At 67.3% G+C, this 17,424-nt stretch carries 16 protein-coding genes; 3 read left to right on the top strand and 13 right to left on the bottom strand.

From position 1 onward, the window contains the following. Positions 1–13: 13 nt before the first annotated feature. Positions 14–1,498, bottom strand: a complete 1,485-nt coding sequence (locus QTH97_RS06840) for a winged helix-turn-helix domain-containing protein (protein ID WP_286567338.1) — start codon at positions 1,496–1,498, stop codon at positions 14–16. Positions 1,499–1,631: 133 nt separating this feature from the next. Here QTH97_RS06840 and QTH97_RS06835 point away from each other — a divergent pair, with 133 nt between their 5' ends. Next, positions 1,632–2,099, top strand: coding sequence for a nuclear transport factor 2 family protein (locus QTH97_RS06835; RefSeq protein WP_286567337.1), 468 nt, complete (start codon positions 1,632–1,634; stop codon positions 2,097–2,099). 21 nt (positions 2,100–2,120) lie between these two features. Here the strand turns inward: QTH97_RS06835 and QTH97_RS06830 are convergent, their stop codons facing one another. The 5 genes from QTH97_RS06830 to QTH97_RS06810 all read right to left on the bottom strand — a co-directional run bounded on the left by QTH97_RS06830 (position 2,121) and on the right by QTH97_RS06810 (position 7,986). Next, positions 2,121–3,572 carry a cytochrome P450 gene (locus QTH97_RS06830; protein ID WP_286567336.1) on the bottom strand — a complete coding sequence of 484 codons (1,452 nt, stop codon included), beginning with the start codon at positions 3,570–3,572 and terminating at the stop codon, positions 2,121–2,123. A 136-nt stretch (positions 3,573–3,708) separates the two neighbouring features. Further along, positions 3,709–4,257 (bottom strand): TlpA family protein disulfide reductase, encoded by a 549-nt coding sequence (locus QTH97_RS06825; protein WP_286567335.1) that lies wholly within the window; start codon positions 4,255–4,257, stop codon positions 3,709–3,711. A 13-nt stretch (positions 4,258–4,270) separates the two neighbouring features. Further along, entirely contained in the window at positions 4,271–5,395 is a 1,125-nt protein-coding gene (locus QTH97_RS06820) for a transglutaminase-like domain-containing protein (RefSeq protein ID WP_286567334.1), read from the bottom strand. Between the two features lie 105 nt (positions 5,396–5,500). Then, on the bottom strand, positions 5,501–6,556 hold the full coding sequence (locus QTH97_RS06815) for a formylglycine-generating enzyme family protein (protein ID WP_444813391.1): 1,056 nt from the start codon (positions 6,554–6,556) through the stop codon (positions 5,501–5,503). 98 nt (positions 6,557–6,654) lie between these two features. After that, complete coding sequence (locus QTH97_RS06810) at positions 6,655–7,986, bottom strand: LLM class flavin-dependent oxidoreductase (RefSeq protein WP_286567333.1); 1,332 nt, start codon at positions 7,984–7,986, stop codon at positions 6,655–6,657. 302 nt (positions 7,987–8,288) lie between these two features. Between QTH97_RS06810 and QTH97_RS06805 the strand changes: the two genes are divergently transcribed. Then, positions 8,289–9,212, top strand: coding sequence for a sulfonate ABC transporter substrate-binding protein (locus QTH97_RS06805; protein WP_286567558.1), 924 nt, complete (start codon positions 8,289–8,291; stop codon positions 9,210–9,212). A gap of 22 nt (positions 9,213–9,234) precedes the next feature. Then, a complete protein-coding gene (locus tag QTH97_RS06800; protein WP_286567332.1) occupies positions 9,235–10,632 on the top strand; it encodes an LLM class flavin-dependent oxidoreductase in 1,398 nt (465 codons plus the stop codon). On the opposite strand, the gene QTH97_RS06795 is transcribed toward QTH97_RS06800, so the two are convergent. The 7 genes from QTH97_RS06795 to QTH97_RS06765 all read right to left on the bottom strand — a co-directional run bounded on the left by QTH97_RS06795 (position 10,604) and on the right by QTH97_RS06765 (position 17,372). Beyond that, positions 10,604–11,503: a transporter substrate-binding domain-containing protein gene (locus QTH97_RS06795; RefSeq protein ID WP_286567331.1), complete on the bottom strand. Its 900-nt coding sequence runs from the start codon at positions 11,501–11,503 to the stop codon at positions 10,604–10,606. The genes QTH97_RS06800 and QTH97_RS06795 overlap by 29 nt on opposite strands. Next, positions 11,496–12,266 (bottom strand): ABC transporter permease, encoded by a 771-nt coding sequence (locus QTH97_RS06790; RefSeq protein WP_444813400.1) that lies wholly within the window; start codon positions 12,264–12,266, stop codon positions 11,496–11,498. Before QTH97_RS06790 ends, QTH97_RS06795 begins: the two co-directional genes overlap by 8 nt. A gap of 98 nt (positions 12,267–12,364) precedes the next feature. Then, the gene (locus QTH97_RS06785; RefSeq protein ID WP_286567330.1) at positions 12,365–13,204 is read right to left on the bottom strand and encodes an ABC transporter ATP-binding protein; all 840 of its coding nucleotides are present in this window, start codon (positions 13,202–13,204) and stop codon (positions 12,365–12,367) included. A 14-nt stretch (positions 13,205–13,218) separates the two neighbouring features. Next, positions 13,219–14,295, bottom strand: coding sequence for an ABC transporter substrate-binding protein (locus QTH97_RS06780; RefSeq protein ID WP_286567329.1), 1,077 nt, complete (start codon positions 14,293–14,295; stop codon positions 13,219–13,221). A gap of 117 nt (positions 14,296–14,412) precedes the next feature. Further along, entirely contained in the window at positions 14,413–15,396 is a 984-nt protein-coding gene (locus QTH97_RS06775; RefSeq protein WP_286567328.1) for an ABC transporter substrate-binding protein, read from the bottom strand. Positions 15,397–15,426: 30 nt separating this feature from the next. Then, positions 15,427–15,756, bottom strand: a complete 330-nt coding sequence (locus QTH97_RS06770; RefSeq protein WP_286567327.1) for a 4Fe-4S dicluster domain-containing protein — start codon at positions 15,754–15,756, stop codon at positions 15,427–15,429. Then, positions 15,753–17,372 carry an FAD-dependent oxidoreductase gene (locus QTH97_RS06765; RefSeq protein ID WP_286567326.1) on the bottom strand — a complete coding sequence of 540 codons (1,620 nt, stop codon included), beginning with the start codon at positions 17,370–17,372 and terminating at the stop codon, positions 15,753–15,755. Before QTH97_RS06765 ends, QTH97_RS06770 begins: the two co-directional genes overlap by 4 nt. Between the last annotated feature and the right edge of the window lie 52 nt (positions 17,373–17,424).

Below are 17,424 nucleotides of genomic sequence, written 5' to 3'. Positions count from 1 at the left end.
AATGCGTCGCCCATCACGGTGGAAACTTCAACCGCTCGACCATCGTGGCGAATCTGCCATCCTCGCGAAGCGACTTCCAGCGCGGGTCCAGGCGCAGCCACACGAGCCAGTTGGAGCGCTCCTCGAACGCCTTGTCGAGCCAATCGAAGGCTTGAGCCTTCTCGCCGATACCCGCATGCACGAGCGCCATCCCATAGGCGGTGACGAAGCGATGTCTTGACAGTCCCTCCATCTCCACAAGCACCGATCGCGCGTCATCTTCCCGACCTGCAACGCCATAGGTGTAGCCGCGAGCGGCGACCAGCACGGGCCATTCGCGCGCCGAGCGCTCCGCGCTGGCGGTTTCCGCAAGCGCCTCGTCATAGCGGCCGGATTCGACCAGGGACCGGGCCATCCACAGATGCGCAAGCAGGAAGTCGCTCTTCATCCCGAGAACCGATTTCAATTGCGCGATGGCTTCGGCCTCGCGGCCGTTGTAGTAGTGGTGAAATGCGATGTCGGTATTGACGGCGAGAGACAGCGGATCAAGGCGGTGCGCCGTCTCGATTTCGCGGAAGGCATGATCGGGATCGCCTGCCGCCAGCAGATACACCGCGTACCACTGATGAGATACGGGATCAGCGGGGTTCAAGTCGATCGCCCGCACGAATTCCTCGCGCGCACCGGCCCAATCCCAGTCGAAATAGAACTTGACGTAGGCCAGCGATGCGTGGGCTTGGGCGAGCGAAGGGTCGAGTTCGAGCGCCTTGAGGGCATGGGATCGGGCAACCGGAAACGAGTTGACCGGCGCCACGTAGCTCAGGTATCCGAGCGTCGTGTGCGCATTCGCCAATGCAGCGTAGGCGAGGGCGAAGTTCGCGTCGAGTTCGATGGCCCGGCGGAAATGATCGATGGAGCGCTTGAGACCGTCTTCGGTGCGCTCGTTCCACAGAAATCGGCCCTGCAGATAGGCGCGGTACGCCGCCTCATTGGCGGTGGGTTTCCGTCCGGATGACCCCGTCTCCGCGCCGGGCATTTGAAAGGCAAGCCATGCGGCCACCACGACGCCGAGTGCCAGCGTGAGAAGCCAGGCGCCCATCCGCCGTGATCGAGCGGGTGCTGTTGCCCGATCGGGAACCGTCGAAGCGAGGTCGTTGCTGCCGCGCAACTGCGCCAGGTTCAAGGTCGAGATGTCTCCGATCTCGACGGGGCCGACGAAGCGGTAGCCCTGGCGCGCGACCGTCTCGATCCATCCGGCGCCATTCGGCGATCGCGCCAGGACCTTGCGGATCGCCGATACGTTCACGCTGAGATTGACTTCCTCGACGACAAGCCCCGGCCAGACCTGTTCGAGCAGTTGATCCTTGCTCACGAGGTGCCCGGGATGACGGATCAGCGCAACGAGGATGTCGAAAGCCTTGCCGGTGATCTCCACCGCTTGGCCTCCCTGCAGGAGCAGGCGCTCGCTGGGCACCAGCAGGATGTTGCCGCATCGAAAGATCGCCTGGTGACTGTCCATGTCGCCCAACCCCCGTGCCTCAGGCCAATTGCAGGAGAAATCCAGTCGTCATGCAGGGACTGGCATGAGGGAAGCCGGAATGATCCTAGCACCGGCGCCTGCCGGCCCTTGACCACTTTCCGAGGAGTCGATCATGAACGTCTTGCCAAGGCTGCGCCCGACGGCGCTGTTGATTTCAGCTTGTCTCTGCGCCGGAGGCACGGCCTGCGCGGCGGCCGACGACGAGGTGCGGGCCGCCTTCGAGCGGTTCGTTCAAGTACAGAACGCGCATGACGCCAAGGCTCTGGAGGGAATCCTTGCCGACTCCGCCGGCTTCCTGTGGATCACACGTGGAACGGTCATCTGGGGGCGCGACGGGGCGCTGCAGCAGTTCGCCAGACTCTATGCAGGCACGTGGCGGCTGGAGCCCGAATACGGAAACCTGCGTGTTGTGGCGATCAGCGACGACGTCGCCCAGATCCATGTGCCGGTCCAATTCACGACGGGCGCTGCCGGGCAGGCTCCCCAAGTCGCCCGGCTGTATCTCAACCAGGTGCTCGTGAGATCGGGAGGGGCCTGGCGCGTGATGTCCATCTTGCCGATCGCCGCACCAACGCCCTGACCAGGAGAGGCACGCGCGATCTCAGGCCTCGGCACCGATGGCGTGCTCGCGCACCTTCATCGTCAATCCCACGGGTGCCATGGCAAGCTGCAGCAGTTCGCGAGGCTCCTTGCCGTCGGGAGTGCCCACGTCCTGGATGTCGAATCGGCTCAACAGGACCGCCATCGCCATCTTCATTTCAACCAGGGCGAGGAAGCGGCCGGGGCAGATGCGCGGGCCGGCGCCAAAGGGCATCGAGATGCGCTTGGCGGCGCCCGCGGTCTGCCCGGGATGGCCGTCCGCCAGCCAGCGTTCGGGGTCGAAGCTGGCGGCATCGCGGATGTGGCGCTCACTTACCGCGTCGCGCCGCATCACGGCGATCACCACCATGCCGGTCGGGATGTGCACGTCGCCCAGCGTGGTGTCGTGCAGGGCTTGCATGGCGTTCTGCGGGGCCACCGGCTTCAGGCGCATGGTCTCGTGGGCGCAGGCTTCCACGTAGTCCAGTTGTCCGATCTGGTCGACAGTGGGCGGCTGGCCGTCGGCGCACACGCGGCGCACTTCCTCGGTGGCCTTGGCCAGCGCCTTCGGGTTTTGCCAGAGCAGGTGGATCATCCAGGCCAAGGTGTTGGCGGTGGTGTCTTCTCCGGCCAGGAGCATGGTGAGCACGTTGCCTGCCACCTGCTTGTCGTCCATTCCGCTCCCGGGTTCGTCAGCGGCGACCAGCATGGCCTCCAGCAGGTTGGACGGGTGCTCGCGCAGGGCCGGATTCGCCTCGAGTCGCCTGCGTCCTTCGACGATGAAGCCATCGACGGCCGCATTCACCGCGGCCACGCTGCGCACCACAGCGCGATCTTCGGCCGACGGGAACCAGCGCCACGTCGGAAGTGGCGCGAAGATGCGCTTGAACACGGCCGGAAAGATGCGGTTCAGGTGCTTCTGGATCACGTCCTCATCGCTCTGCAGCGTGTTGACCTCGGCGCCGAACGCCAGGCCCGCGATCGCGTCCACGGTGTAGCGCATCAGGTCGGACTGCAGATCGATGGAGGTTCCCTGGCGCGCGGCCTGCTGCCAGCGCTGGGCCAGGCGCAGTCCGACGCGTTGCAGCGCAGGGTGATAGCGCCTCACGCTGCCGGGGTCGAAGGCGGCCATCACCATGCGTCGCTGGCGCCGCCAGGTATCGCCGTTGGCACCGAACACGCCACCCATCAGGCCGAGTTCAGTCCACACCTGCTCCAGCTTGGTGGTGCGGCGAAAGCCGTCGGGGCGGTCGCGCAGGGCCGCGGCAATCAGTTCATGGTCACCCACCACCACCGCGCGGCGAGGGCCGAGGCGCAGCTTGAAGATCGGGCCGTGCTCCTCGCACCACTGTTCCAGTTGCAGATGCAGCCGGCCGGAGTCGACCTGAAGCAGGTTGCCGAATACCGGCACGGCGCGCGGGCCGGGCAGGTCGTCGAACTGGCGCAGCCGGGTTGCCGTGGTGGACGTGTTCATGGCGTCGTGGCCGCCGCGACCGGCGCACGGAGCGAAGGTCGTTCAAGTCGGCGAAGTTGGATCGGATCGACCAGTATTGGGCAGATTCTCGATGTCGGCAATCGCCAATTGTGAGGATGGCGGCGGGGCAGGAACATCAGCGCGACACGACGCCTCGCAACGCAGCGATCAGCGCCGGCGTCCCCCAGTCGCGCTCCCCTTCGGCCCAGGCCTGCGGCATGCCCGACGCGTCGAAGACGAAGGTCGCGGGCAATCCCCGCCCACCCCATGCCTTGAACACTGCCTGGCTCCGGTCCAGCAGAACGGTCCCGGCAATCGGCACTTCGGCCAGGAAGCGCTGCACGCGTTCGGGCATCTCGCCGTGGTTGATGGCGATGAACTTCAGTCCGTGCGATGCGGCGAATTGGGTGGCCAGTGCGTTGAGCGACGGCATCTCGACCCGACAGGGGCCGCACCAGCTGGCCCAGAAGTTCACGAGCAGCGGGTGCCCCGCGAAGTCGGCCAGGGTGCGGCGCTGACCGGTGAGCAGCTCGATCGCATCGAGCCGTGGCGCCCTGGCGGGACGCCACGGCGCTAGAGTGTTGCCGGCATCGACCGGTGCCTGCGCGGCAACCGCACCGACCGAAGCCGCCACCGCTGCCGCCGCCCCGCGCAGCAGCATCGCGCGGCGGCACAGCGTGGCCATGGTGGGGCGATGGTCAGGCGGCGACGCGCGTGGAACCGATGCTGTAACGGAACGTGGTCGGGTCCAGGCTGTCGAGCCGGCCATTGGCGGTTTCGCCGTTGGGATACATCAGGAAGCCGATCGGACCCTGCTGGCGCGCGCCGGGCAGGCGCATCTCGTCCGCGTGGTTGTAGCCCATCCAGTTCATCTCCCACGCGCCGAACAGCATGGCGTTGGCGGCGCGCACGCGCGCGTCGGTGGCGGGCAAGCCTTCCTTCGTCTCCTCGAGCATGACCTTGCGCACGTCGGCCGGGTCCACGGGCACCCAGCCGTAGCCTCGCGCATAAAACTCGGCGCGGCAGTGCTGCGCCTTCGAGATGTCGCCACTCTTGCCCATGCTCTTGTAGCCGTGCGCCGAGTCGTCCACGCGCACGCCGTACACGTCGCGCGCGGGCACGCCCGAGGCACGGGCCAGCGCGACGAAGAGGCCGTTGAGGTCGGCGCACTTGCCGCCGAGGTTGCCGCTGGTGAGCACGAATTTCACGTCGCCGGTGCCGCAGCCGCGCACGCTGCCCTCGCGATGGCAATTCGCCACGATCCAGTCGTAGATCGCCTTCGCCCTCTCCATGTCGGTGTGCGCCCCGGCATCGGCGGTGATCTTGCGGGCGGTGTCGCCCACGATGCCGTCGGTCGGCTTGAGCGCGGTGGCACGCAGCCAGGGGCGCAGGTCGGCCGCGCTGGCGTTGACGGGGCGCGACTCCACGCCGAGGTCGGTGGCGCGGTCGCGCAGCGCCACGCGGTTCACCAGCGTGACCTGCTGCTGCACCTTCGGGTCAGTCCACTCGACCACCAGCATCTGAGTGTCGGCCGGGCCGCGCACGACTTTCGCCAGGCTCGCGCCCGGTGCATCGAAGCGTGTGTCCACCAGGCGCTGGTATTCCACGCCGCCGCTGCCGACGAGCTGCCTTGCCGGCAGCGGCACCCACACGCGGCCAAGGCCCGTGCGTTCGCTCAGGTCGACATGGGTCGTCACGTCGTAGGCGCGCCAGCCCTCGCCGGCCGGCCGCGGCGCGGCGCCCGCCAGCGAGGGCAGGGCGGCACCCAGCATGCCGAGCAGGGGCGTGGTGGTGGACATCTGGAGAAAGTGTCGGCGTTGCATCGTGGGTTCTCCTTGGAATCAATGCTCAAAAGAAGACCGGTGGCAGGGCACCTTGCCACGAATGCCATCGCCTCGCCATCCGCAACTCCCCCCAAACGCAACCGCTCATTCTTCCCCGGGCTTCAACTCGCGCGCGAGACGCATGCCGACCAGGGTGTAGCGGGTCTCGGCCGTGTTCCAGTTTCGATATGACGAGCGGACGTACAGGGCCGAACTGGCCCACGATCCGCCCCTGCGCACATGGAGCCTGCCGGTGCCCGGCCCCGGCGGGTCGTCGCGAGGCGATTCCGCGTAGTAGTGCTCGCCGTACCAGTCGGCGACCCACTCCCAGACATTCCCGTGCATGTCGAACAATCCGAAGGCGTTGGGCGCGAAGCTTCCGACCGGAGCGGTGAACTCATGGCCGTCATGGCCGGGCACCGCGAATGGCAGCCGTCGCGGCCAGCGTTGTGCGGTGTCCAGATCGAGCAGCGCCGCCGAGCCCAGCAGGCTTGCCGGGGCGTCGCCGGTGTTGTAGCGCGTCGAGGTGCCGGCACGGCAGGCATATTCCCACTCGGCTTCGCTCGGCAGCCGGTAGACCGCGCCTTCGCTCTGGCTGAGCCATGCGGCCATGGCCTTGGCGTCGTTCCACGTGACGTTCACCACCGGGTGGTCACCGGCCTGCGCGAAACCGGGATTGCGCCAGGAGTACCGGGGGTCGCGCCCCTCGAAGGCATCGCCGCGCGCTGAGGTCGCCGGGTCGTAGGCTGCGTTGTAGCCGTAGCCGCCTGTGCCGTCGGCGATGGACTCGGGTACGTAGCCGGAGCGTTCGATGAAAAGCCGGAACTGGTCGACCGTGACTTCGTGCTGGCCCAGGTAGAACGCACGGGTGATGCGCACTTCGTGCCGAGGCGCTTCGTCGCCGAGGGCTTGCAGATCGCCCCGCGCGTAGGGTGCGTAGGCCTGCGCCAGGCGCTCGACGCTCTCGTCGCTGCCCATGGTGAACACCCCTGCGGGCACGCGGACCAGCTTCATGCCGAGGCTGTTCTCGATGACGACAGGTCGGGTTTCGTCGCGAACCAGCCCGCTGCAGGCTGCCAGCGAAGCGATCGCAAGGCAGGCCAGGCTCTGCGACATGACGTTCGTGATCGAAGATCCCGGGAACGAAGATGAATGACTCATGGCGCATCGACGAGCAGGGCGCCATCTTGCGCCTCTTTCGTCATGTCGAGGTGCTTCGCCGGCGCGAGGACGGGCGCCCGAACCGGCCCGATCGCTTTTCAGCCCGCCTGGAAGAACCGGTTGCCCGGCCGCGGCAGGCCCAGGTTCTCCCTCAGGGTCTTGCCTTCGTACTCGCGTCGGAAGATTCCGCGGCGCTGGAGTTCGGGCACGACCTTGTCGGCAAATGCATCGAGGCCGCCGGGCAACCACGGAAACATGATGTTGAAACCATCCGAGGCTTCGCTCTCCAGCCATTCCTGCATTTCGTCGGCGATGGTCGCGGCCGTTCCGACGAACGCCAGCCCACCGTAGCCGCCCAGGCGCTGCGCGAGCTGGCGTACCGTGAGGCCTTCGCGTCGTGCCAGTGCGATCACCCGCTCTCGGCTGCTCTTGCTGGCGTTGGTTTCAGGCACGTCGGGTAGCGGCGCATCAGGATCGAACTTCGACGCGTCGTGGCCCAGCGCGATCGACAGCGAAGCGATCGCGCTTTCGTAGTGGACGAGGCTGTCGAGCCGGGCGCGAATCGCGTGCGCTTCGTCGACCGTGTCACCGACGACCACGAACGCGGCCGGCAGGATCTTGAGGTGGTCCCGTTGGCGACCCAGGGTGGCCAGCCTGCCCTTGACGTCGGCGTAGAAGCTCCGGCCCTCGGCCAGCGTTCCGGGCGCGGCGAATATGACCTCGGCCGTCTCTGCCGCGAGCTGACGGCCCGGTTCCGACGCACCAGCCTGAACGATCACCGGCCAGCCTTGCACCGGCCGCGCGATGTGGAGCGGGCCGCGCACCGAAAGGTACTTGCCCTTGTGGTCGAGCGTGTGCAGCCGGGCCGGGTCGAAGAAGAGGCCGGCCCCGGCGTCGCGGACGAATGCGTCGTCGGCCCAACTGTCCCAGAGGCCGGTCACCACGTCGTAAAACTCGCGCGCACGCGCATAGCGCTCGCCATGCGCAAGGTGCTCCTCGCGGCCGAAGTTCAAGGCTGCGTCGGGGTTCGAGGTGGTCACGATGTTCCAACCCGCGCGGCCTTGGCTCAGGTGGTCGAGCGAGGCGAATCGGCGAGCGATGTGGAAGGGTTCATCGAATGTGGTGGAGGCGGTGGCGACGAGTCCGATGTGGTCAGTCGCCTGGCTCAACGCCGACAGCAGCGTGAACGGTTCGAAGGAGGTCACTGTGTGGCTGCGCTGGAGCGCCTCCATCGGCATGTTCAGTACCGCGAGGTGATCCGCCATGAAGAAGGCATCGAAGCGGGCGCGCTCCAGCGTCTGCGCGAATCGCTTGAGGTGCGCAAAGTTGAAGTTCGCGTCTGCGAATGCGCCCGGATAGCGCCAGGCGCCCGTGTGGATGCTGACTGGGCGCATGAAGGCGCCTAGCTTGAGTTGGCGGGGTCTGGTCATGGGTAGCGTGTCGGGATGGGTGTCCGCCGGATGGCGGCGTAGCACCTTGGCCCGGAGAGGGCGCGCTTGTCCAGCATGAAAAGCGCATCAGGAAACTCGAAAACCTTCTTTGGCGGTTGCAGGCCTCGGCACCAGAATCCGCCGCGTCAGGCGCAGGGCGGAACCTCGGCTGCCTCCCTCTTGTTTGCAAGGACCCTCTCATGTTGCTTCTCGCTTCCGAAGATTTCGAAGACCGTCCGATGCGCAGATCGTCGCAATGGACGCTGCGTTTCATGTCGCTCGGCGTGCTGATCGCCGGCGCGATGGCGCTGATCGCGGCCTTGCTCGCCAGCCCCTCCGCCCACGCCCAGTCCAAGGGCGAACTGCGCGTCGGCTATCAGAAGTCGGCCAGCCTCTTCGTGTTGCAGAAGGCCCAGGGCACGCTGGAGAAAAAGCTCGCCCCGCTCGGCTTCGGCGTGAAGTGGGTCGAGTTCCCGGCGGGACCGCAACTGCTGGAAGGCCTCAACGTCGGCGCGGTCGATGTCGGCTATGTCGGCGAGGCGCCGCCGATCTTCGCGCAGGCGGCCGGGGCCAGGTTCGTGTACGTCGGCTTCGACCCGGCTGCACCGCAAGCCGAGGCCATCCTGGTCACCAAGGATTCACCGATCCGGTCGGTTGCCGACCTGAAGGGCAAGAAGGTCGCGCTGAACAAGGGCAGCAACGTGCACTACCTGCTCGTGAAGCAGCTCGAGAAGAACGGGCTTTCGCTCTCGGACATCCAGCCCATCTACCTGGCGCCAGCCGATGGCCGTGCGGCTTTCGAGAGCAAGAATGTCGATGCGTGGGTGATCTGGGAGCCGTTCCAGGCTGCCGCCGAGAAGGCCACGGGCGCACGCATCCTCGCGGACGGAACGCCGAACGTGGTGAACAACTACCAGTACTACCTGGGGGAGCGCGCTTTCGTCACCAGGAACCCGCAAGTGATCGATGCCTTGTTCGAGGACGCGGTCACGCAAGGTATCTGGTTGAAGAAGAACCTGCGGCAGGCGGCCGAGCTGATTGCGCCGCTGCAGGGGCTGCCGGTCGACGTGGTCGAGACGGCGTTGCGTCGCTACGAGTTCAACGTGAAGCCCATCACGCCGGCCGTCGCTGCGGACCAGCAGAAGATTGCGGACACCTTCTTCCAGCTCAAGCTGATTCCGAAGCCCATCCGGATCAGCGATGCGGTCGTCGCCGCAAAGCCCTGAAGGAGAGCGCGCCGCAAGCCCCATGACCCTCTCTCGAAAGCAGATGCACCTCGGCGCCTTCTTCTTCGGCGTCGGCCATCACCTTGCGGCCTGGCGTCATCCCGACGTGGATGCCGGTGCGGCCAGCCGGATCGAATCGCTGAAGGAATGGACGCGCATCGCCGAAGCGGCCAGGTTCGATGCGATCTTCTTCGCCGACAACGTCGGCCTTCCCGGGCCCCCCGATGCGGTCGTGGCTAAAAACGCGCTGTGGTATCCGCTCGACCCGCTCATCACGCTGGCGGCGCTGTCGCAATCGACCACGCACATCGGCCTGGTGGCGACGGTCTCCGCCACCTACCTGCCGGCCTATCACCTGGCGCGCAAGTACGCGACGCTCGATCAGATCAGCGGAGGGCGCAGCGGGTGGAACCTCGTGACTTCGGGCAGCGATTTCGAAGCCCGCAGCTTCGGTCTGCCCAGGCAACTCGACCACGCCCATCGCTATGCGCGGGCGCACGAGTACGTGAAGATCGTGAAGGGGCTGTGGGACAGCTGGGAGGACGATGCCTTCATCCATGACAAGTCGGCCAACCGCTTCTTCGAGCCGCAGCGCCTGCATCGCGTGGCGCACGAAGGTGAGCATTTCACGGTGCATGGTGCCTTGCAGACGCCGCGCGCGCCGCAGGGCTACCCGGTGCTGGTGCAGGCCGGTTCCTCTGGTGATGGGCAGGATCTTGCCGCCGCCACGGCCGAGGTGGTGTTCACCGCCCAGCAGACGGCGGATGACGCGCGGGCCTTTTATCGTTCGCTGAAGGGCAGGCTCGCCGCGCATGGACGCACGCCGGACCAGCTCAAGATCCTGCCGGGCATCTCGCCCTTCGTCGGGCGGACCCGGCAGGAGGCGCAGGAGAAGTTCGAGCAACTGCAGGGCTTGATCGACCCCGCGCTTGGCGTCGGGCTCCTCTCCACCTTTCTCGGCAATGTCGACCTCTCGGGCTATTCGGTCGACGACCCTTTCCCGCAGGACCTGCCCGTGACCGAAGGCTGGAAGAGCCGGCAGGAACTCTTCGCTGCCATGGCCCGGCGAGACCACCTCACCATTCGCCAGCTGTACGAAAAAGTGGCGGGCGCCCGGGGCCACTGGACGCTGGTCGGCACGGCCGAGAGCATCGCCGACCAGCTCGAGCACTGGTTCACCACCGGCGCGGCCGACGGCTTCAACGTGCTGGCGCCGACGCTGCCCCACGGCCTGAAGGACTTTGCCGATCTCGTGATCCCCGAACTGCAGCGACGCGGACTGTTCCGCACGGACTACGAGGGTCGCACTCTGCGCGAGCATCTGGGGCTGGCGCGACCTCCGCATCCGAGCGCCCGGGCGCCGGGCGGGTCGGGTGCAGTCGCCAGCGTCTTCAGGAGTGGCACACCAGTCCGTCCTTGAGCTGTGCGATCTCCAGGCGGAGATTGCCTCCACGCGCAACGCGCGCACGGTCCAGCGTGCCGTCGGATTCCCAGCGACGAAGCGCGGCCGACAGGTAGTCGCGAGAGGCGGCGTCACCCTCCTGCAGGCGCGCACCGGCGCCGTCGACGGCTTCGAGCGAAGTAATGAGCGGCCGATAGAAGCGCCATTGTTCGTCTCGCAGCAGGCGATCCAGGACCTCGATGTCTTCCGCCAGCGCGGCGCATTCCCCAGCCATGAAGGCCGAAACCGCGTGCACGCCGGAGGGATAGCGCCGCGGAACCGCGCCGTAGCGCGAGGCCACCGTGCGGGCATAGCTGGAGCCTTCGCCGACGCACACGGTGGCGCCCTGCAGGGCCGCCTTGTCCTGGATGCGGCCCTTGCGCAGCGTCACGACCATGCCGCTGCCCGGGCTGTAGTCGCCCGGCGCGACGGTCACGCCCTCCAGTTCCCGGGACTCCGGCACGCCGGCGAAGACCACGTCGACATCGCCCCGGCGCAAGGCGGCGGCCTGTGCGTACGGCGCCAGGCCTACGAGCTCCAGCCGTACGCCCAGTGATGCTGCAAGTCCGGCTGCCAAGGTCGCATCGAAGCTGTCGGGCTCGGGGGGTGTCGGCGCTTCCGGCGGTGCGGGTCGCGGATAGCTGCGGACGCCGACGCGCAGCACGCCGCGCGCGACCGCTCGATCGAGGACAGGGCCATGGGGCAAAGCCGCAAGAGGCGTCTCGCTCCGCAAGGCGCCCACCCCCGCGGCGGCGGCCACCAGCGCCGCGACCGCGAGGCCGGCGCGCGGGGTGAGCCAGCGTCTCTTGCGCAGCCTGGGCGTCGCGCGCTTCGGTGCCGTCTCAATCATCGAGGCTCAATCCCTTGCGCCAGCGCAGCAGCCGGCCTTCCAGCAGGGCCAGCAGGTAGTTGAGCAGCAGGCCCAGCACCGCCAGCAGCAGGATGCCGCTGTACATGGTCGGGATCTGGAAGGTCTCCTGCGAGTTCAGGGTCAGGAAGCCCAGGCCCGAATGCGCCCCGATCATCTCCGCCGCGACGAGGGCGGTGATGCAGTAGGCACCCGCCAGCCGCACGCCGGTGAAGATCGACGGCAGCGCCGCGGGCAGCACCACCTTGAAGAAGATGAAGCGCCGAGAAGCGCCCATCGAGAGGGCCGAGTTGACCAGCAGCCGGTCGACCTGCTTGACGCCGCTGATCGTGCTCAGCAGCACCGGCCAGAAAGAGGCCCAGAAGATGATCGCCACCTTGGACAGTTCGCCGATGCCCAGGAAGAGGATGAACACCGGGAACAGTGCGAAGGCCGATGTCTGTCGGAACAACTGAAGGACGGGGTCGACGATGTTCTCCAGCCTTCGCCATCCACCCATCAGCAGGCCGAGCGTCACCCCGGCAGCGATGGCGAGCAGCAAGCCCCAGAGGGAGCGTTGCAGGCTGGCGGCGATGTGCTTCCAGAGCTGCCCGTCGAAGCCGAGCTGGACGATCGTGCCAAGCACAGCGGAGGGCGGGCTCAGGTAGGCGTCGCTCACGACGCCGAGGCGGGGCAGGGCCTCCCACAACGCGAGAAAGACCAGGATGCCCAGTCCTCGTTCGACGATGCGGCCGGCGCCGCGCACCCGGCGGGCGAGGGCGGCCAGGGGCCGCCGCGCGCGGAGATCGCGGGACCGTGCAACGGCCTCGAGCGTCCCTTGGTCGTGAATGGGGTCGACGGCGCTCACACAGCCTCCTGCAGTGCGCGAAGAGGACCGGGCGTTGCCGAGCGCGCGGCAGCAGGATGCACGCCGAACTGCACTTCGTCCTTGAGCACGTCCCAGGCACGTTGGCGCAGCGCGACGAATTCGGCCGAGTTGCGGATCTCGTTCGATCGGGGCCGTGCCAGAGGGACATCGATGATGTCCTTGATCCGGCCCGGACGCTGCGTCATTACCGCCACGCGGTCCGAGAGGTAGATGGCCTCGTCGAGGCTGTGCGTGATGAAGACGATGGTCTTGCGGTCCTGTTCCCAGATGCGAAGCAGCTCGGTCTGCAGGATCTCGCGCGTTTGTGCGTCGAGCGCGGCGAAAGGCTCGTCCATCAGCAGCACGTCCGGCTGGTAGGCCAGTGATCGCGCGATCGCGACGCGCTGCTTCATGCCGCCCGAGAGCTCGTGCGGATAGCTGTTGCCGAAACCCTGCAGGCCGACACGCTCCAGGTATTCCTGCGCGGTGCGACGCCGCGCCTCGCGGCTCATGCCGCGGATCTCCAGCCCGACGGCAATGTTGTCGAGCACGGTGCGCCACGGAAACAGCGCGTAGCCCTGGAACACCACGCCCTGGTTGCGATTGACGCCCGCGAGCGCCTGGCCACCGATGGTGATGTGCCCGCCGGTGCGCGCCGTCAGTCCGGCCAGGATGCTCAGGAAGGTCGACTTGCCACAACCCGACGGGCCGAGCACCGACAGGAATTCGCCTTCCCGAACGTCGAGGTCGAAACCCCGCAGCACTGGCACGCGCTCCTGCGCGCCGCGCGCGGGGAAGTCCATGCGAACGTCGCGCGCCGAGATCTTGACCGTCATCGTCGGTCCTCGCCTCAGGCCTTCGCCGGCTTGGCGGCGAAGGGGTTGAACTCGTTGGTGTAGACGTCCTTGATCGCCACCTTGCCCGCGGGAATCTTGCCCTCGGACTGCAGGATGTCGATGTAGTACTGGATGGGTGGCTCCGTCACGACCAGATCCTCCACATAGGCGTAGCGGTCGACGTTCTCGATCGCCATGTTGATGCGCCTGGAGACGAGCTTGCGCGCCTCTTCGGGGTTCGCATTGACCCAGTTTCCCGCCTTGGCCAGGGCCACGACGACGTCGCGCACCGCCTGGGGTTGTTCCCGGATGAACTTGCCGTGCGCGCTGTATGGCGCCATGCCGCCCAGGCCGCCGTCGAGGTCGTAGTCGCTCCACAGGCGCACCAGCTGCTCGGCATGATCGGCGCGGCCGGAGAAGGGCGCATGGATGATCGCCACGTCCGTATTGCCCGTGACCAGGGTCTGCTCGGCCTGCTCGTCGGGGATGACGAGGAAGTTGATCTTGTTCACGTCCACGCCCTTTTCGCGCAGGTACTTCTTCGTCACGAACTCCGCGCAGGCTCCGAAACTGTTGAAGCCGATCGTCTTGCCTTCGAGATCCTTGGGTGCGCGGATGCCGGAGTCCTTGCGCACGAAGTACTTCATGTGCGGCGCTTCCTCCAGCGTCTTTCCGCCGGCAGCGACGACCTTCAGGTCGGCGCCCGAGGCGATCGCGGAGATAACCAGGGGCACCATGCGCGAGCCGAAGTCGATCTCGCCGGTGCCCACGAGCGGAATGATCTGCGGCGCAGCGATCTTGCCGACGTATTCGGGCCGCGTGTTCGTGCCTTCGAAGTAGCCGAGCTCGTCGGCCAGGTAGATGAGGTCGAAAGACGGGTTGTTGGGGTATTTGAAAGCGACCTTGTCGCCGGTCTTGCCGACGACCGCCGGGGCACCCGCGGAGGAAGTGTTGGCGCTTTCATTGCGCGAGCAGGCGGCCAGCGCGAGGCCCCCGGCGCCCACGGCAGCCAGCGAGGCCAGCGATCTCAGGGCGCGGCGGCGCGACGGCAACTCGGCCAACGAGAAGGGGGTCGTGATGTGTGAGGCCATGAGGAATCCTTGGAGGCGACAGCGCCTGTGACGAAGTCGGCGATCGTAGGAATCACCCCGCTCATCGACAACGAAGGATTCCGAACAACGATATGTGGCGAATCTCAATGCCTCGGGTCAGGCGTCGTTCACGCGCCAACTGTCCAGGGTGAAATCACGGTCGATGAGCTTCTCGGCCAACAGGAAGCTCTTGACCTCGGCGAGCAGTGCCGTGCCCTCGGCCGGATAGGCGACGTCCGGAAACTGCGAGAGCGGGTGGGACACCTTGACCACGTCGAGCGGAAAGCCGCTGACCTCGGCATGGAAGGCGTAGTAGGCCTCCTTGTCGCGCTGGATGTCCGCGAGCGCCGAACGCCGTGCGCGAGTCCACGCCGCGGCCAGTCCCGGCGCAGATTGCAGCACCCTGTCCGAAGCGACGATCACCGAAGTCCCGCGCAGCGTGGGATGCTGATCGGCCTGGTCGATGACGGGATAGCCGCGCGAGGCCAGCAGGGGGCCGACATCGATCTGCGCGGCAAACGCGGCGATGGAGCCACGGTCGAGCGCGGCCTCTCCGTCGCGCGGAAACATGTGAATCACCTTGACCGATTTCTGCAGCCCGTGCTCCTTGAGCAGGCCGAGCACATAGCGGTGCATGTACGAGCCGCGCGCCACGCCGATCGACTGGCCCTCGAGTTCCTTGACGCTGCGTACTCCGCCGCGCGGCGTCAGCAGCCACACGTTCATGCCGACCGCGTCGAAGCCGATGAGCCGGCTGTCGAGTCCGCGCGAGCGCGCGACGATGGCCGGCGTGTCGCCGTAGATGCCCACGTCCAGCGCGCCGGATACGAAGGCTTCGTTGAGGTCGGGGCCGTTGGGGAAGTTGCGCGTCGAGATGTCCTTGATGCCGATCGACGCGAGCTCGCGCTGCAGCAATCCCTGGCGCAGGGCCCAGCCGGTGGCGGCAGCCGGCTTCTTGCCGGGGCCGATGTAGCCGAGTCGCAGCACGGTGTCGGTGCCCTGGGCATTCGAAAGGACGGGGAGCGCGCTCGCGATGGCGGCGCCGACGGCGCTGCGAAGCAGGCTCCGGCGGGAAGCAAGGGGTGAAGTCGTAGGGGTCATCGGATTCCAGGGCAGGGTGCAAGCGGCGCGTCAGTGCGCACGCCGGAGCAGTTCGAAGCTGGCATCGGCCGATGCCGTGGACTGGCGCCCCCGGCCCCAGCCGATGGCGCGCCGGTAGCTGCCCACTAGGTCTTGCGTCGCCGGCTCCCGTTCATCGGCGGTGGCGCGGCGGTCCGCGATGGGCGCGACATAGAGCGCGTCCTCGGGGCAGTACAACTCGCACATGAAGCAGGTCTGGCAGTCGTCCTGCCGCGCGATGCGGGGGGGACCGCCGGCGACGGCCTCGAACACATTGGTCGGGCAGGCGTTGACGCAGATGTTGCAGGCGGTGCAGCGTTCGGGGCTGATGAGTTCGATCATGCGGTGATGGCTTCCGTGAGGGGCTGTGCGCGGACCCAGACTTCGTCGAGTCCGCCGCTGAGGAGTCGATGCCGCTGCTTCGGGTCGAGGGCGTCGTGTTCGCGGCGTCGGTGCATGCCGCGCGTTTCGGTGCGTTGCAGTGCGCTGCGGTACATCCAGCGCGCGGTTGCGAGCATGGCTGCCGCCTCTCGGGCGCGCACGGCATCGCTGGCGGTGGCCGCCGGCGCGCTGTGGCGAAGGCGTGCCCAGAGTGCGTCGAGCCGGCCCAGCGATTCCTCCAGCACGTGGCCCTGGCGGAACCAGTTGCGCTCGTACGGGAAGACCTCGGCTTGTACCGCGCTCACCACGGCCTGGCTGTCGTACCCCTCGGCACCATCGGTGGCGAGTGCCACGCCGCCGGCACGCCGCAGCGTCCGCGACACGCGGCTGCGCGCGCCCTTGCCGAAGACCGCTGCGCCGGCGCCGGCCCAGAAGCCGGATGACAAGGCCCACGCCGCGTTGTGGCTGCCGCCGCCCGTGAACCCGCCACAGATCAGTTCGCGCGTCGCGGCGTCGCCGGCGGCGTACAGGCCCGCGACCGAGGTTGCGCAACTGCTGTCGACCAGGTTCAGCCCGCCGGTGCCTCGCACCGTGCCCTCCAGGCGCAGCGTGACAGGGAAGTGCTGCGTGAAGGGGTCGATGCCCTGGCGATCGAAGGACACGAAGAAGTTCGGCTGTGCCGTGCGCATCCAGTCCCGGATCTGCGCGTCGGCGCGGTCGATGCAGGCATAGACCGGCTGCGTCTGCAGGCTCTGTGCGATCACGCTGCGGCCGCGCGAGGAGCCGGCACCTTCGATGGCCTTGCCGTCGCGGTCGTAGAAGGTCGCCCAGTTGTAGAACAGCGACTTCGTCACCGACGAGAAAGCCGGGCCGAGTCCATAGGCATTGGAGAACTCCATGCCCGACATCGCCGCGCCGACCTCCGCCGCCATCAACTGGCCGTCGCCGGTCAGCACATTGCAGCCCAGCGCCTTGCTCAGGAAGGCGCAGCCGCCCGTCGCGATGACCACCGCACCCGCGCGCACCACCCAGGTATCGCCCGTCTGGCGGTTGACACCCGTGGCGCCGCTGACCGTACCTTGCTCATCGACGAGCAGTTCGAGCGCGGGGCTGTGATCGAGGATGCGCACGCCTGACTCCTTCACCCGCTTGCGCATCAGCCGCATGTACTCCGGGCCCTGCAGCGAAGTACAGCGGAGCTGGCCTTCATCGTCGCTCGGAAAGGGATAGCCCCAGTCCTTGAGGCGTTCGACGTTGTCCCAGGTCTGCTCGAGCACGCGGTCCATCCAGGCATGCTCCGCCAGATGACCACCCATCGCGAGGCGGCTGGCCTTCGCGTCGGCGCGTGCGCTGCCTTCGGGCGAGACGTGCCAAAGGCCGGTACCGGAGGGCGCCGTGGCGCCGGAGGTGCCGCAGAAGCCCTTGTCGGCAAGCACCACCCGCGCACCTTGCGCCGCGGCGCTGATGGCGGCCCAGGTGCCCGCGGGCCCACCGCCGATGACCAGAACATCCGCCTCGTGGCGTTGGCCGCCATCGGCACCCGACAGTGCCCGACCTTCGGAATCCCTTGCGCCCATATGTGTTCCGCCGTGTGTTCGTGAGAGGCTTGAACCCTAACGAGCAGAGGGA

It is taken from the genome of Variovorax gracilis, assembly GCF_030317115.1.
GTDB lineage: Bacteria > Pseudomonadota > Gammaproteobacteria > Burkholderiales > Burkholderiaceae_C > Variovorax > Variovorax gracilis.
Note: the sequence above shows the minus strand (reverse complement) of the source record. Positions and strands in the feature narration are given on the sequence as shown.